14 protein-coding genes are annotated in these 13,756 nt (G+C 60.7%); 8 read left to right on the forward strand and 6 right to left on the reverse strand.

What is annotated here, in order from left to right; translation table 11 throughout:
* Positions 1 to 401 precede the first annotated feature (401 nt).
* The 3 genes from LQK84_RS00005 (at position 402) to thrS (ending at position 3,674) form a co-directional block, all read left to right on the forward strand.
* On the forward strand, positions 402 to 686 hold the full coding sequence (locus LQK84_RS00005; RefSeq protein ID WP_230826565.1) for an addiction module antidote protein: 285 nt from the start codon (positions 402 to 404) through the stop codon (positions 684 to 686).
* A 70-nt stretch (positions 687 to 756) separates the two neighbouring features.
* Complete coding sequence (locus LQK84_RS00010) at positions 757 to 1,512, forward strand: hypothetical protein (protein WP_230826566.1); 756 nt, start codon at positions 757 to 759, stop codon at positions 1,510 to 1,512.
* Between the two features lie 152 nt (positions 1,513 to 1,664).
* Positions 1,665 to 3,674 carry a threonine--tRNA ligase gene (gene thrS, locus LQK84_RS00015; protein WP_230826567.1) on the forward strand — a complete coding sequence of 670 codons (2,010 nt, stop codon included), beginning with the start codon at positions 1,665 to 1,667 and terminating at the stop codon, positions 3,672 to 3,674.
* Positions 3,675 to 3,716: 42 nt separating this feature from the next.
* On the opposite strand, the gene LQK84_RS00020 is transcribed toward thrS, so the two are convergent.
* A complete protein-coding gene (locus tag LQK84_RS00020; protein ID WP_230826568.1) occupies positions 3,717 to 4,070 on the reverse strand; it encodes a YigZ family protein in 354 nt (117 codons plus the stop codon).
* 128 nt (positions 4,071 to 4,198) lie between these two features.
* Between LQK84_RS00020 and LQK84_RS00025 the strand changes: the two genes are divergently transcribed.
* A complete protein-coding gene (locus tag LQK84_RS00025) occupies positions 4,199 to 5,485 on the forward strand; it encodes an amidohydrolase family protein (RefSeq protein ID WP_230826569.1) in 1,287 nt (428 codons plus the stop codon).
* A 96-nt stretch (positions 5,486 to 5,581) separates the two neighbouring features.
* Here LQK84_RS00025 and LQK84_RS00030 read toward each other — a convergent pair whose 3' ends face one another.
* The 4 genes from LQK84_RS00030 to LQK84_RS00045 form a co-directional block, all read right to left on the reverse strand.
* Entirely contained in the window at positions 5,582 to 6,133 is a 552-nt protein-coding gene (locus LQK84_RS00030; RefSeq protein WP_230826570.1) for a hypothetical protein, read from the reverse strand.
* A gap of 257 nt (positions 6,134 to 6,390) precedes the next feature.
* Entirely contained in the window at positions 6,391 to 6,660 is a 270-nt protein-coding gene (locus tag LQK84_RS00035) for a hypothetical protein (protein ID WP_230826571.1), read from the reverse strand.
* Positions 6,661 to 6,809: 149 nt separating this feature from the next.
* Positions 6,810 to 8,027 carry an MFS transporter gene (locus LQK84_RS00040; protein WP_230826572.1) on the reverse strand — a complete coding sequence of 406 codons (1,218 nt, stop codon included), beginning with the start codon at positions 8,025 to 8,027 and terminating at the stop codon, positions 6,810 to 6,812.
* An 82-nt stretch (positions 8,028 to 8,109) separates the two neighbouring features.
* Positions 8,110 to 8,748 carry a VOC family protein gene (locus LQK84_RS00045; protein ID WP_230826573.1) on the reverse strand — a complete coding sequence of 213 codons (639 nt, stop codon included), beginning with the start codon at positions 8,746 to 8,748 and terminating at the stop codon, positions 8,110 to 8,112.
* 120 nt (positions 8,749 to 8,868) lie between these two features.
* On the opposite strand from LQK84_RS00045, the gene LQK84_RS00050 reads away from it, so the two are divergent.
* The gene (locus tag LQK84_RS00050; RefSeq protein ID WP_230826574.1) at positions 8,869 to 9,186 is read left to right on the forward strand and encodes a hypothetical protein; all 318 of its coding nucleotides are present in this window, start codon (positions 8,869 to 8,871) and stop codon (positions 9,184 to 9,186) included.
* Between the two features lie 14 nt (positions 9,187 to 9,200).
* Here LQK84_RS00050 and LQK84_RS00055 read toward each other — a convergent pair whose 3' ends face one another.
* Positions 9,201 to 9,689 (reverse strand): nucleoside deaminase, encoded by a 489-nt coding sequence (locus LQK84_RS00055; protein ID WP_230826575.1) that lies wholly within the window; start codon positions 9,687 to 9,689, stop codon positions 9,201 to 9,203.
* Between the two features lie 164 nt (positions 9,690 to 9,853).
* Here LQK84_RS00055 and LQK84_RS00060 point away from each other — a divergent pair, with 164 nt between their 5' ends.
* From LQK84_RS00060 to LQK84_RS00070, 3 genes are all read left to right on the forward strand, one after another.
* Positions 9,854 to 10,774 (forward strand): LysR family transcriptional regulator, encoded by a 921-nt coding sequence (locus tag LQK84_RS00060; protein ID WP_230826576.1) that lies wholly within the window; start codon positions 9,854 to 9,856, stop codon positions 10,772 to 10,774.
* A gap of 332 nt (positions 10,775 to 11,106) precedes the next feature.
* Positions 11,107 to 12,675: an ABC transporter ATP-binding protein gene (locus tag LQK84_RS00065; protein WP_230826577.1), complete on the forward strand. Its 1,569-nt coding sequence runs from the start codon at positions 11,107 to 11,109 to the stop codon at positions 12,673 to 12,675.
* Complete coding sequence (locus LQK84_RS00070; RefSeq protein WP_230826578.1) at positions 12,659 to 13,753, forward strand: ABC transporter permease; 1,095 nt, start codon at positions 12,659 to 12,661, stop codon at positions 13,751 to 13,753. Before LQK84_RS00065 ends, LQK84_RS00070 begins: the two co-directional genes overlap by 17 nt.
* Positions 13,754 to 13,756: the final 3 nt, after the last annotated feature.

Below are 13,756 nucleotides of genomic sequence, written 5' to 3' on the forward strand. Positions count from 1 at the left end.
GCCGACAAAGAACAACCCAAAAGCCCGGAAAATCAACAACCGGGCTCGAAAAGCTGCGTCTTCAATCCTCAAAATCCCAACAAGTGCGAGTTATGCAATGGTCCCACAAGGGGAGAGGACGGGCGCGGCGCTCACCACACACTCCGTCATGCCGGACTTGATCCGGCATCCAGCGCGCGATGTCCATCGCGCGGGTGACTCAGTACTCGCGCTGCCATATGTGAAGAGTCCTCTCAGCCCGCAGACGCGGGCTGGCTGGATCCCGGATCAAGTCCGGGATGACGGAGGAGAGGATGTATCGCCTTGCCAAGCAAGCGCCCAAGGACAAGGCGGCTCGATTGACTTGCATCGGATGCGATATAGACTGCTTCTGGTTGCTTGAGGAGGTCGCTAAGTCGCCCATGAACACGTTCACGACATTCGATGTCGCCGATTACCTCGATAGCGACGAGATGATTGTGGAGTTTCTGGCCGCCGCGATTGAAGACGAGAACCCGGAGGTTTTCATCGCAGCGCTCGGTCATGTCGCCAAGGTGAAGGGCATGAGCGAGATTGCACGGGAAACGGGCTTGGGCCGCGAAAGCCTTTACAAGGCGCTGAAGGAAGGGGCTAAGCCAAGGTATGAGACCGTGGCGAAGGTGCTTTCGGCGCTGGGGGTGAGGTTGACGGTGGAGAAGGTGGCGTGATTCTCAAACTTACTGTTTCATTTCACAGCCTCAGAAAAGGTGTGCGATGGGTTCTTCGATAGGACGATGCTTGTTAACCGGCGACGTCGGGCCATTTAGCAAAAGTCACATTATCCCAAAGTCTTTTATGAAAAGGGCCACTAAGTCCCCATTTAAAGAATGGGATGGAGAGACGCGACCAAAACGTTCGCAAACTGGTTGGTATGACTATGGCATCTTGGGGCGCTCCGGCGAAGCGATGATAGCGAAATTTGACGATGTAGCAGCCAGCTGCTTTGTAGATAATGGTTTTACTTATTCTAAGCGCCGCGATCCTCTGAAATTAGACCTACTTAGAGATAATTTCATCGACGGATATGTCTACGAAATTTCGCGTGTAGACACTCAGTCACTTCATTTGTTTGCCATATCACTTCTCTGGCGTTCGGCGGTAACAAGCTTATCCGGCTTTGAGCATATCACCGTCCGCGCAAGACGATTAGAAGAGTTGAGGCAGATGCTATTAGGGACGGAGCCTCTATCCGTCGGGGATTTTCCTGCGTATTTCATTGTCTTCGACGGTGCGCGAGAGCTGATAAAAATGGCTCCTTCAAAGATCAAAGGCCATCCATTCATACGTTTTTTCTTGGACGGGGTGGTTTGTTATGTCTCCCCCACCCGCCGCGTGAAAACTGGATTGGCGTTTGAGCAATTTTATGTGGGTAGTGATCCGGGGCTCCTGCGAGTTCCATGCGTTTCAAGCGCGAGTTCTGACCACCTGAGCTTCATGACAAAGTCATCGAACAATCTGGTTAATACGTTCGGCAACCCTTTCCCCGATCGCTAACTGGCTCCACGGACATAGCCCCTTCCCAATCCCCCCAAATCCCCTTATACGCATCCGCGTCCCGCGACGCCCTCGGCCCATCTGCGCGCCCCGCGTCGCCCCTAACCACCTCCACCCGCGCTCGTAGGCGGGACTGGATAAAGGAGACCTAGATGTCTGTTTCCCTGACTTTCCCCGATGGTTCCGTTCGATCCTATGCTGCCGGCACGACTGGCAAGGATGTGGCGGAATCGATTTCCAAGTCGCTGGCCAAGAAGGCGATTGCGGTTGCGATTGATGGCGTGGTGCGCGATCTTTCGGATGCGATCGAGCCCGGCAGGATTGAGATCGTGACGCGGACCGATCCGCGCGCATTGGAGCTCATTCGCCACGATGCGGCCCACGTCATGGCCGAGGCCGTGCAGGAGCTTTGGCCCGGCACGCAGGTCACCATCGGGCCGGTGATCGAGAACGGGTTCTATTACGACTTTGCCAAGAACGAGCCCTTCACCATCGACGATCTGCCGAAGATCGAGAAGAAGATGAAGGAGATCATCGCCCGCAACCAGCCTTTCACCAAGGAAATCTGGTCGCGCGACAAGGCCAAGGAGGTGTTCGCCTCCAAGGGCGAGGGCTACAAGGTCGAGCTGGTCGATGCAATCCCGGAAGGTCAGGACCTCAAGATCTATTATCAGGGCGACTGGTTCGACCTGTGCCGCGGGCCGCATATGGCTTCCACCGGCCAGATCGGCACGGCCTTCAAGCTGATGAAAGTGGCCGGCGCCTATTGGCGCGGCGACAGCAACAATCCGATGCTGACGCGCATCTACGGTACGGCCTGGGCCGAGCAGGAAGATCTCGACCGCTATCTCCACATTCTGGAAGAGGCGGAAAAGCGCGACCACCGCAAGCTTGGCCGCGAAATGGATCTCTTCCATTTCCAGGAAGAAGGTCCGGGCGTCGTGTTCTGGCATTCCAAGGGCTGGCGCATGTTCCAGGCGCTGACGGCCTATATGCGCCGCCGGCTCGCCGGCACCTATGAGGAGGTCAATGCGCCGCAGGTGCTCGATGCCTCGCTGTGGGAGACCTCCGGTCACTGGGGCTGGTATCAGGAAAACATGTTCGCGGTGAAATCGGCTTACGCCTTCACGCATCCGAAGGACGAGGAGGCGGATAACCGCGTCTTCGCGCTGAAGCCGATGAACTGCCCCGGCCATGTGCAGATTTTCAAGCATGGCCTGAAGTCCTATCGCGAATTGCCGATCCGTCTCGCCGAATTCGGTCTGGTGCATCGCTATGAGGCGTCGGGCGCGCTGCACGGGCTGATGCGCGTGCGCGGCTTCACGCAGGACGACGCGCATGTGTTCTGCACCGACGAGCAGATGGCGGCGGAATGCCTGCGCATCAACAGGCTCATCCTCTCGGTCTATGAGGATTTCGGCTTCCACGAAGTCGTCGTGAAGCTCTCGACACGGCCGGAAAAGCGCGTCGGTTCGGATGCGCTGTGGGATCGCGCCGAAAGCGTCATGATGGAGGTTCTGAAGACCATCGAGGAACAGTCGGAAGGGCGCATCAAGACCGGCATCCTGCCGGGCGAGGGCGCGTTCTACGGGCCGAAGTTCGAATATACGCTGCGTGACGCCATCGGCCGTGAATGGCAATGCGGCACGACGCAGGTCGACTTCAACCTGCCGGAACGCTTCGGCGCCTTCTATATCGACCACAATTCGGAAAAGCAGCAGCCGGTGATGATCCACCGCGCCATCTGCGGGTCGATGGAACGCTTCCTCGGCATTCTGATCGAGAACTTCGCCGGCCACATGCCGCTCTGGTTCGCGCCGGTGCAGGTGGTTGTCGCGACGATCACGTCGGAGGCCGATGATTACGGTCGCGAGGTGGCTGAACTTCTGCGCGATGCCGGTCTCCATGTGGAGACAGACTTCCGCAACGAGAAGATCAACTACAAGGTCCGCGAGCATTCCGTCGGCAAGGTGCCGGCGATCATCGTCTGCGGCAAGCGCGAGGCGGAAGAGCGCACCGTCAACATCCGCCGTCTCGGTTCGCAGAACCAGACGTCGATGACCTTGGCCGAAGCGCTTTCCACGCTCGCCGACGAGGCGACGCCGCCGGATGTGAAGCGCAAGGCGGCCGAGAAGGCTGCGCGCGCCGCCAAGGTGGCTTGAGACTATCCATGAGGGCGGGACTTCGGTTCCGCCCTTCTTGTTTCAGGCTTTCAGCGCATCGAGATAGTGGCGCACGGCATCGGTGACATGGCGAAAGCGGTCGCCGCCGAGATGCTTGCCGCCATACCAGCGGGTGACGACCACGATATGGTCGCTTAAAGTCTCGCGCTCGAGCATGCGGATGATGATGGCGCCGGCGCCGCTTTCGCCGTCGTCGTTCTTGAGCGGGCCGTCAGCGCAGATGAGGCCCCAGCTGTTATGCGTGGCTTTCGCAAATTTCTTCGTCTTCTTCAGCTCGTCGATAAAGGCTTTGGCTTCCGCCGCCGAGCGGCACGGCCCGCCGGAAACGGCATATTTCGAGCCGCGATCGGAGATGATGTTGTCGAGGATGAGCATGGGCGGGGTTTAGTCTCTGGGATGAGCTTGGGCAAGCACTCTGCTCAGGACGCTCGCAAGGCTTGACGCCGGCGCGTGCATCGCAAACACTCGCGCCATCCTTCCTCCCATGTCAGAGTCTCCCGCCCATGTTCGATCTCATCATCAAGAATGCCAACCTTCCCGATGGCCGCTCCGGCATCGATATCGCCGTCAGTGGCGGCAAGATCGCGGCCGTTGAGGCCGTGATCAGCGCGGAGGCGGGCGAGGTGATCGATGCGGGCGGACGGCTCGTCTCGCCGCCCTTTGTCGATCCGCATTTTCACATGGATGCGACCCTGTCGCTCGGCCTGCCGCGCATGAATGTCTCCGGCACGCTGATGGAGGGCATCCAGCTCTGGGGCGAGCTTCGGCCGCTCCTGACCAGGGAAGCGCTGGTCGAGCGGGCGCTGCGTTATTGTGACCTCGCGGCGACGCAAGGGCTTCTCTATATCCGCAGCCATGTCGACACGTCCGATCCCCGGCTGGTGACAGCCGAAGCGATGATCGAGGTGCGCGAACGGGTGAAGCCCTATATCGACCTCCAGCTCGTCGCCTTCCCGCAAGATGGCTATTACCGCTGCGCCGATGGCGTTAAGTCGCTGGAACGGGCGCTGGACATGGGTCTCGACATTGTCGGGGGCATCCCGCATTTCGAGCGGACGATGGAAGAGGGCGGACAGTCGCTGGAAGCGCTTTGCCGGATTGCAGCCGAGCGCGGCCTTCCCGTCGATATCCATTGCGACGAGACGGACGATCCGAATTCGCGGCATATCGAGCGGCTCTCGGCGGAGACGGTGCGTTTCGGCCTGCAGGGGCGTGTCGCCGGTTCGCATCTGACCTCGATGCATTCGATGGACAATTACTATGTCTCGAAGCTCATTCCGCTGATGGCGGAGGCTCAGATCAATGTCATTCCGAACCCGCTGATCAACATCATGCTGCAGGGCCGGCACGACACCTATCCGAAGCGGCGGGGCATGACGCGGGTCAAGGAACTGCTGGAGGCCGGCCTCAACGTCTCCTTCGGCCACGATTGCGTGATGGACCCCTGGTACAACATGGGCTCCGGCGACATGCTGGAGGTTGGCCACATGGCGATCCATGTCGCGCAGATGGCGGGCGTCGAGGACAAGAAGAAGATCTTCCAGTGCCTCACCGTCAATTCGGCGAAGACGATGGGGATCGAGGGCTACGGGATCGGGACGGGCGCCAAGGCGGATTTCGTCATCCTGCAGGCGCGCGATGCGGCGGAAGCGCTGCGGCTCAAGGCCAACCGGCTTTACGTCATCAAGGGCGGGAAGGTCATTGCCAAGACCGCGCCGCGGGTGAGCGACCTCTTCCTCGAAGGGCGGCCCGGAACCGTGGACGGGGCGCAATACGCGCCGAAGATCTGAGCCGAAGACTGACTAAGGGTTAGACAACGTTCAGGGCAACGAAAAAGCGGCGGCCTTTCGGCCGCCGCTCTGCATTCGGATGCCCCCTGCCGAAACTCAGGCGCGGAAGTGGGTCGTGGTCGTGCCCGTGCTCTGTCCGCTGTTTTCCATATACTTTGCGGTGGCTGCCTGGGCGGCGGCTGCCGACGGCTGGGCGGTGTCGGTCTTGGGAGTTGCGGGGTTCGCGACCTTGTCCAGCATGGAGGCGTGGATCTTCGCCATGGCCTGATTGTGGGCATGCTGCTTTTCAAAGACGGTCTGCGGCTTGGCCGGCTTCTTCTGCGCGGCCTGCGTGGTTTCGGCAGCGTCGACGCCCTTGGCGTTGGCTGCTGCCTTGGTGGAGGTCGTCGCACTCGTTGCTGCGGCCGTTGCGGCAGCACCAGAAGCGCTGGCTGCGGCGGCTCCCGCCTTTGCAGTGGCGGCGTCGTTGGCAACCGGCTTGCCGGAAACCTTGGCAAGCTTGTCTGCGTCGACCTTGGCCTGCTGCTTGTTGTGAGCGAGCTGGGCCTGGACGGCCTGCTGGGTCTTGCTCAGCTCGCGGCCCTTGTGTTCGGCAGCGGCAGCCGGAGTGTAGGCGGCAGCACTTGCAGTGTTCTGGGAAATACGCATTTCAGACCTTTCTTTTGACCACGCCAGGACCCGTTTTCATTCGGGTCGAGATAGCTAGTGGGTTGCCTTCTTTTTACCGGGCTAGTCTTGTTCTGCTGAACCCAACCACATCTACCCGTCGATGCGTCTGGCTTTTCTTCCTGTTTAACTTTCGACCTTGGTTTTACCGGTCAAACTGGAATTTATGCTCAATTTGAAAGTTAGAATTTTATGCATCTGTCGTTTTTCTGTTCGCTTCCAGCACATTTCGGACGGCGTTACTTGAGTGCAGTCGACGGTCCGAGCTTCAGATGTTCCTGATAGGCTGTGTGGGCGACACGGAAGGGCACGCCGGAGCCTGGCGCCTTCGGATTGCCGGCAAGTTCCAGCATCTGCGAAAGAAGGCTGTAGCCGTCGTGATAATAGGGGGTGTCGCGGTGTTCGGCGGCAAGGTTGGCCGTGGCGGCCTGCAGATTGAAGCCGCCGTTATTCGCCTGGATCTTGCGGCCTTCCGGAAAGTATGGCGGCATGGGGCCTGAAATGCGCATCGCTGGTTTCTCCCGGGAGAACGGCGATGTCTGGCGTTTCTTCTTCTGCTCTCGCCCGTCTCCTGAGAGAGGTTTTAAAGGCGAGGCGCAAAAAGGCGCTGAAAAGGATCGTTACAATTTGAACGATCCTTTCGATTTTTGGACGCCTGTCAGGCGGCGGTGGGGCTGGATAGATAAGCCTTCGGAAACGGCCGGAAGGTCATCGAGACGAGGAAGGCCATGAGGCCGAGGATCCAGCAGGTTATGTACATGGTCGCATAGCCACCGGTGGCGTCATAGATATAGCCTCCAAGCACCGGCCCGGTCGCCATGCCGAGACTGCCGGCCATCGAGGTTCCGCCGATGATCGTTCCCATCATCTTCATCGGGAAGTTCTCGCGGATCAGCACTGCATAGAGCGGCATGATCCCGGCATAGATGAAGCCGAAAAGGAAGGCGACCGCATAGAAGCCGGCGAGCTGGCTGACAAAGGCGTAAGCCAGCGCACCGAAAGCCTGTGCCAGCAGACCACCGACGAGCACGCGCTTGGCGCCCAGCCGGTCGCCCAGCACGCCGAAGCCGATGCGGCCGGCCATGCCGGCAATGCCTTCGACCGAATAGATCGAGACGGCGGCAATTGCCGAGATCCCGCAGATCTGCGCGTAGCTCACCGTGTGGAAGATCGGGCCGGAATGGGTGGCGCAGCAGAAGAAGTTGGTGACGACCAGCACGATGAACTGCTGCGAGGCGACCGCCTGCCGGACCGTCATGCCGGGATCCGGCGGGAGATCACCCGTGGGTGACATGGGGGCGAGCTGTGCGGCGGGCGGGCGGGCCAGAAGCAGGGATGCGGGCAGCGTCAGCACCGCGACGAGACCGGCCATGATGGTCAGCACCATGCGCCAGTCGTAGCTTTCGATCAGCCGCGCCGTCAGCGGCGACATGGTGACCGGTGCAAGGCCGATGCCGGCGGAAACAAGCGACACGGCAAGCGCCCGCTGCGTCTCGAACCAGCCTGTGACGGTCGCCATCATCGGGGCGAAGAAGGCGGAGACCGCGCCGCCGGCGAGAAGACCGAATGCAAGCTGGAAGACAATGAGCGACGGCGCCTGCGCGGCAGCCCAGAGGCTCGCCGCAAAGAGGGCAGCGCCCGAGGCGACGACAGGCCGGGCGCCGAAACGGTCGGAGAGGGCGCCCCAGATCATCGCCGTGGCCGCCATGGAGAGAAAGCCGATGGTCATTGCGGCGGAAATGCCGGTGCGGCTCCAGCCGGTCTCGGTGACCATGGGCGTCAGCAGGACGGGCAGGGAGAACAGCGCCCCCATGGCCACACATCCCATGAAGCCGCCGGCGGCGACGACAACCCAACGATAGGACGATTCCTGCATGACGTTTCCCTCCAATCCTCATTTGGATTGATATCAACGTTTTATGGCGTACGCAACTCCGCCGGCAATTCTTGTGTGCCTGTCAGGTCAGATGTCTTGTCCCGTTTGGTGTGTCTATGACGGCGCTGTAGCGCAACTCGGGTCCGTATGTGACCAACGGTGCGTTTGTGACCTTGAGATCGGCGTATAGCCGGCGGATACGGTCTGGATCTGGATGTTCCAGTGTCATTGTACGAAGCCGCGCTCCCATATCCGGGATGGTGTCGATGAAGCTCGTGTCGCCCCAATGATCGATGAGTGACGGCGCTGCGCCGCCGAGAGGCAATGAGCCGTCCTCAGGGATGGCAAAGGCGAAATCCGGCTCTCCGGTCGGGAGGCAAGCCTTTTGACCGAAAATGTCCTGATGCTCCGCCAGTACCTTGTCGAGCGAGGTCGTGTTTGCGACCCAGCCACGCAGCCTGCGGCCTTCACTCCAGTCTTTCCTGACCGTGTCCTGGTCATCAAGGCCGAACCAGCGCGCCCGGCCGGGCTGCGTGCCTTGCCGATCGAGGGCAACGATTTCCAGATAGGTTGCGTTGCCAAGCTGAAGACGATGATTGTGGGTTCCCATGTAGTCGTGCCGCGTTCCAAACGGCACCAGCAGCCCCAGGCAGTCGGCAACATGGCGCACGCCGTCCTCAAGGGTTGGGGCGATGACCGTGATGTGATCAAGCTTCAACATGCGTGGCGGATCCAGACAAATCGAGTCAAATTCTGTCGGTCTGATTGACCGGATTTTCATGCGTGGATTTTACGGTGCACTCAGATAAGATGCTGAAATATATAGGGTTCTACATTCATCATGGCAATCGGACCTGTTTCTGGCGCGCAGCCGGTGGCAACGCGCGAAATTGAGAGCGAGGCAGCGGATCGTTTCGCTGCCCGGCAGATGGGCGTGATGCAGGAGATCATTCAGGGTCGCAACGCATCGCAGAAAGCTTTTCTCGACTCGCATCCCGATACGCGCCAGGCTTTTGAAAGCGTGATCAATTCGCTTTTCGGGCAGGGCAGTTCCCATGCCAACGAGGCTGCGCGGATTGCAGCGACCGTGCAGGAGATGCGGGCGGCCGCCAAAGCCTACCAGGAAAACATGGGCGCCGCTTCCGTCACCGCGAAGTGACGGAAGCGGCGTGATCAGCCCCAGAAGCCTTCGTGCACCCTGGCGGACTCTTCCACGAGGATCGGGCCGATGACCTCCACCTTGCGCTGGCCGGCGGCGAAGACGACTTCGCAGGGCAGATCGAGCGTCGGATTTTCCGGGTGGTTGCCGGTGATCTCCTTCAGCTGCTTTTCCGTCATGCCGTAGACGCAGCGCTTCAGCCCCGTCCAGTAGATGGCGCCGGCGCACATGGCGCAGGGTTCGGCGGATGTGTAGATCGTGCATTCCTTGAGGAGGTCATGCGGCAGCGTCGTCGAGGCGCGGGTCATCAGCACGCGTTCGGCATGGCCGGTCATGTCATGATCGGGCATGTAGGCATTGTGCTGCGTCATCAGCACCGTGCCGTCGGGGCCGACGAGGATCGAGGCGAAGGGATGGTTGCCGGCGTCGCGCGCCTTCTGCGATTCGGCGATCGCAATCCTCAACAGCGCCTCGTGATCCAGTTCCTCGCATACCATGGCCATGTCCTGTCCCCTTTATGTCTGGCGAGAGGCCGGACGAAACGTTGCAACATCGCTTCGTCGGTCTTCGCTAATTCATGCGCTGCGGAAGACTTGCCTTGATCGGCGCGAAATTCAAGTCATTGTAGAGCCGGTTCCGTTCGAATTGTTCGCACAATGGAAAGCGCATGTCCCTCATTTCGCCTGCCGCACTGCTCTTCGACGAGGTTGCACGGCTCGGTTCGATCCGCAAGGCGGCCGAGCATCTGAATGTCTCGCCATCCGCGCTCAACCGGCGCATCCTCAACCTTGAGGAGGATTACGGGCTGAAACTGTTCGAGCGGCTGCCGCGCGGCGTGCGGCTGACGGCGGCGGGCGAGGTGCTGATTGCCGACATCCGCAAATGGAAGGCAGACCAGGAGCGCTCCAAGGTGCGGCTCCAGCAATTGCAGGGGCTTCGGCGGGGCCATGTTTCCGTGGGTCTGATGGAATGTCTGGCCGGCGATTTCGCCCGCACGCTCTTCGATGAGATCCAGGCGCGGTTCCGGCAGTTCACGCTCGACATCTTTGTCGGCGGCACGGCGCTGATCACCGAGAAAATCCTTGCCAGCGAGCTTGATCTTGCCGTTTGCTTCAATGTGCCGGATCGGCATAACATCCATAAACTCAAGGCCGTGGAGACCCCGTCCGGGGTGATCGTATCGAAGGAGCATCCGCTCGCCGGCCGCTCAAGCGTGCCCCTGTCGGAGTGCATCAACTACCCCTTCATCCTGCCCGACTTTTCCATTGCTGCGCGGCGGCTGATCGACAGTGCGCTCGGGGCGTCCGGCGTGCAGAGCGTGCCGAGCCTGGTCACGAATTCCACAGGTTTGATGAAGCGGCTGATTGCCGACAATCGGCATATCGCGTTCCTCAATGCGGGCAATCTGATCGACGTGCAAAGGGATGCCGGTCTCGAGTTCATTCCGCTGGCCGGACGGCTGTTGGCGGCCGAGGAATTGTCGCTGATCACCCGCTCCAGCCAGGGCCTGAGCTCCGCAACCTCTGCGGTTGTCGATCTGATCAAGGTCCAAATGGACAGCTTGCCAATCGTGCCGAAAAGCGCTTAATCTCAGTGTTGCAATTTTTGCAACGCAACGAGCGAAACAATGTGCTTGTGTGCGGTGCGAAAGCCAGACCAACTAATGCACAAAATTAAAGCAGGGGACCTTGGTGACGTTGCAGCAGTCTTGGGGTGGGAGTGCGTCCGAATTTCGGACCGAGATCCGCCGCCGCGTTGACGCGGTGGTCGATTTTGTGAAATTTTTCTTTTCCGGTCGGTTCATTGCAGGCTTGGGGGCCGGCGCAAACCATCTTCACGCATCGTCGATCTTGCCCTACGGTCTGAATGCCGGCGGGCGAAGCGGCGTCCTGTTTGCCGCGACCGCCAGGGGGACTTCCGATGGGAACTGATACGATCGCGCGGCTGGAGCTGAAGAGCATCACCAAGCGCTTTCCGGGCGTGCTGGCCAACGACCAGGTGAGCTTTTCCGTGCTGCCCGGCGAGATCCACGCGCTGCTGGGTGAAAACGGCGCCGGCAAGTCGACGCTCGTCAAGATGATCTATGGCATCATGCAGCCGGACGGCGGCGAAATCCGCTGGAACGGCGAGCGCATTGTCGTTCCCAACCCGAAGGCGGCGCGCAAGCTCGGCATCGGCATGGTGTTCCAGCATTTCTCGCTCTTCGAGGCGATGACAGTGCTGGAGAATATCGCGCTCGGCATGGACGCGAAGATCCCGGCCCGCGAACTCGAGGCGCGCATCAAGGAGGTCATGTCGCAATATGGCCTCAAGCTCGAGCCGCATCGCATCGTTTCGACACTGTCGGTCGGCGAGCGCCAGCGCATCGAGATCGTGCGCGCGCTGTTGCTCAACCCCAAGCTCCTCATCATGGACGAGCCGACGTCTGTTCTGACGCCGCAGGAGGTGGAGCAGCTCTTCATCGTTCTGCGCAAGCTTGCCAGCGAAGGCTGTTCGATCCTCTACATTTCCCACAAGTTGCATGAGATCAAGGCGCTCTGCCACACGGCGACGATCCTGCGCGGCGGCAAGCTGGTCGATACCTGCAATCCGTCCGTCGAAACCTCGCGTTCCATGGCCGAGAAGATGATCGGCGGCAATCTCAAGACCATCGAGAAGGCCGAAGGCCGGGCGATCGGTCGCGAGAAGCTGATCGTCAACCGGCTGAACATGCCGGCGCGGTCGCATTTCGGCGTGTCGCTGAAGGACATTACATTCACCGTCCGCGAGGGCGAGATCTTCGGCATCGCCGGTGTTGCGGGCAACGGGCAGAACGCGCTTCTGCTGGCGCTGTCCGGCGAGACGCTGACCGATGATCCGGGCGCCATCACGGTGGACGGCGCACAGCTTGGAAAGCTGACGGCGAAGCAGCGGCGGCTGGCCGGCGTTTCCTCCGTTCCCGAAGAACGCAATGGTCATGCGGCCGTGCCGGAATTCACGCTGGCCGACAATTCGGTGCTGACGGCGCGCGACCGGCTCGGCATGGTCAAGGTCGGGCTGATCGACCAGAAGGCGGCGCGGACCTATGCGGGCGAGGTGATCTCGACCTTCGCCGTCAAGGCACTCGGCCCCGGCTCGACGGCGGGCTCGCTCTCTGGCGGCAACCTGCAGAAATATATCATGGGCCGCGAGATCATGCAGAACCCGGCGGTTCTGGTCGTCTCGCAGCCGACCTGGGGCGTTGACGCGGGTGCTGCCGCGGCGATCCATCAGGCGCTGGTCGATCTAGCAGCCGCGGGCTCTGCCATCGTTGTCATCAGCCAGGACCTCGACGAACTTCTGTCGCTCTGCGACACGCTCGCCGTCATCAACGAGGGGCGGCTTTCGCCCGCGATGAAGGTGGCGGACGCCGATATCGAGGAAATCGGTCTGCTCATGGGCGGTGTCCATGGCGACCCGGCCGCAACCGCAAACCTGCATCCGGAGCTGGCCCATGCGCATCAAGCTTGAAAAGCGCCCCGAACCCTCGACACTGATGGCGTTTGCGACACCGATTGCCTCGGTTCTGCTCACCATGGCGATCGGGGTGATCGTGTTCGACGCGCTCGGCATCAAGGGTGAAAAGGCCGTCATCGACATCTTCCTGACGCCGCTTCTCTCCTCCTACAAGTGGCAGGACGTGGCGGTGAAGGCCGCTCCGCTGATCATCATCGCGCTCGGGCTTTCCATCGGTAATCGCGCGCAGGTATGGAATATCGGTGCCGAGGGACAGTATATCATCGGCGCACTTGCGGCTGCCGGCGTCGGCATTGCGGCCGGCGGGGCAGGCGGCGGCATCATCATCACGCTGATGATCCTTGCCGGCATTCTTGGCGGCACGTTCTGGGCGGTGTTCCCGGCCTTCCTCAAGACACGGCTCAACGTCAATGAAATCCTGACTTCGCTGATGCTCACCTATGTGGCGCTGCAGGTGCTTGGCTATCTCGTCGGCGGTCCGTGGAAGGACCCCAACGGGCGCAACTTCCCGGCAACGGCGCCGCTTCATGCGGACCAGACTCTGCCGATCCTGTTTCCGAGCACGACGGTGCATCTCGGCGTCGCGATTGCGATCGTGCTGCCTTTCGTCTTCTGGCTGATCATGTCGCGCTCGGTCTTCGGCTTCCAGATCCGCGTCGTCGGCAGTGCGCCGGATGCGGCGCGCCATGGCGGGTTTGATGCCAAGCAGACGATCTGGCTGTCGCTTCTCATCGGTGGCGGCATGGCGGGTCTTGCGGGCGCGCTGGAATTTGCGGGTTCGCTGAAGGCGATCAACCTCGGCTTCCCGTCCGGCTACGGCTTCACGGCCATCATCGTGTCCTTCCTCGGACGTCTGAACCCGATCGGCTGCCTGATTGCGGGCATCGTTCTCGCCGTCACCTATGTCGGCGGGCAGGTGGCGCAGACGACTGTCCATATTCCCAATTCCACGGCCGGCATTTTCCAGGCCATGATGCTGTTCTTCATTCTGGCGAGCGACATTCTCATCCGTTACCGGGTGCGTTTCATCGGCAGTCCGAAGGTCAGCGCGCTTCCGGCGGCAGGAGAGTGATCC

The organism is Rhizobium sp. C4, from assembly GCF_021026315.1.
Taxonomy (GTDB): Bacteria; Pseudomonadota; Alphaproteobacteria; order Rhizobiales; family Rhizobiaceae; genus Ensifer_A.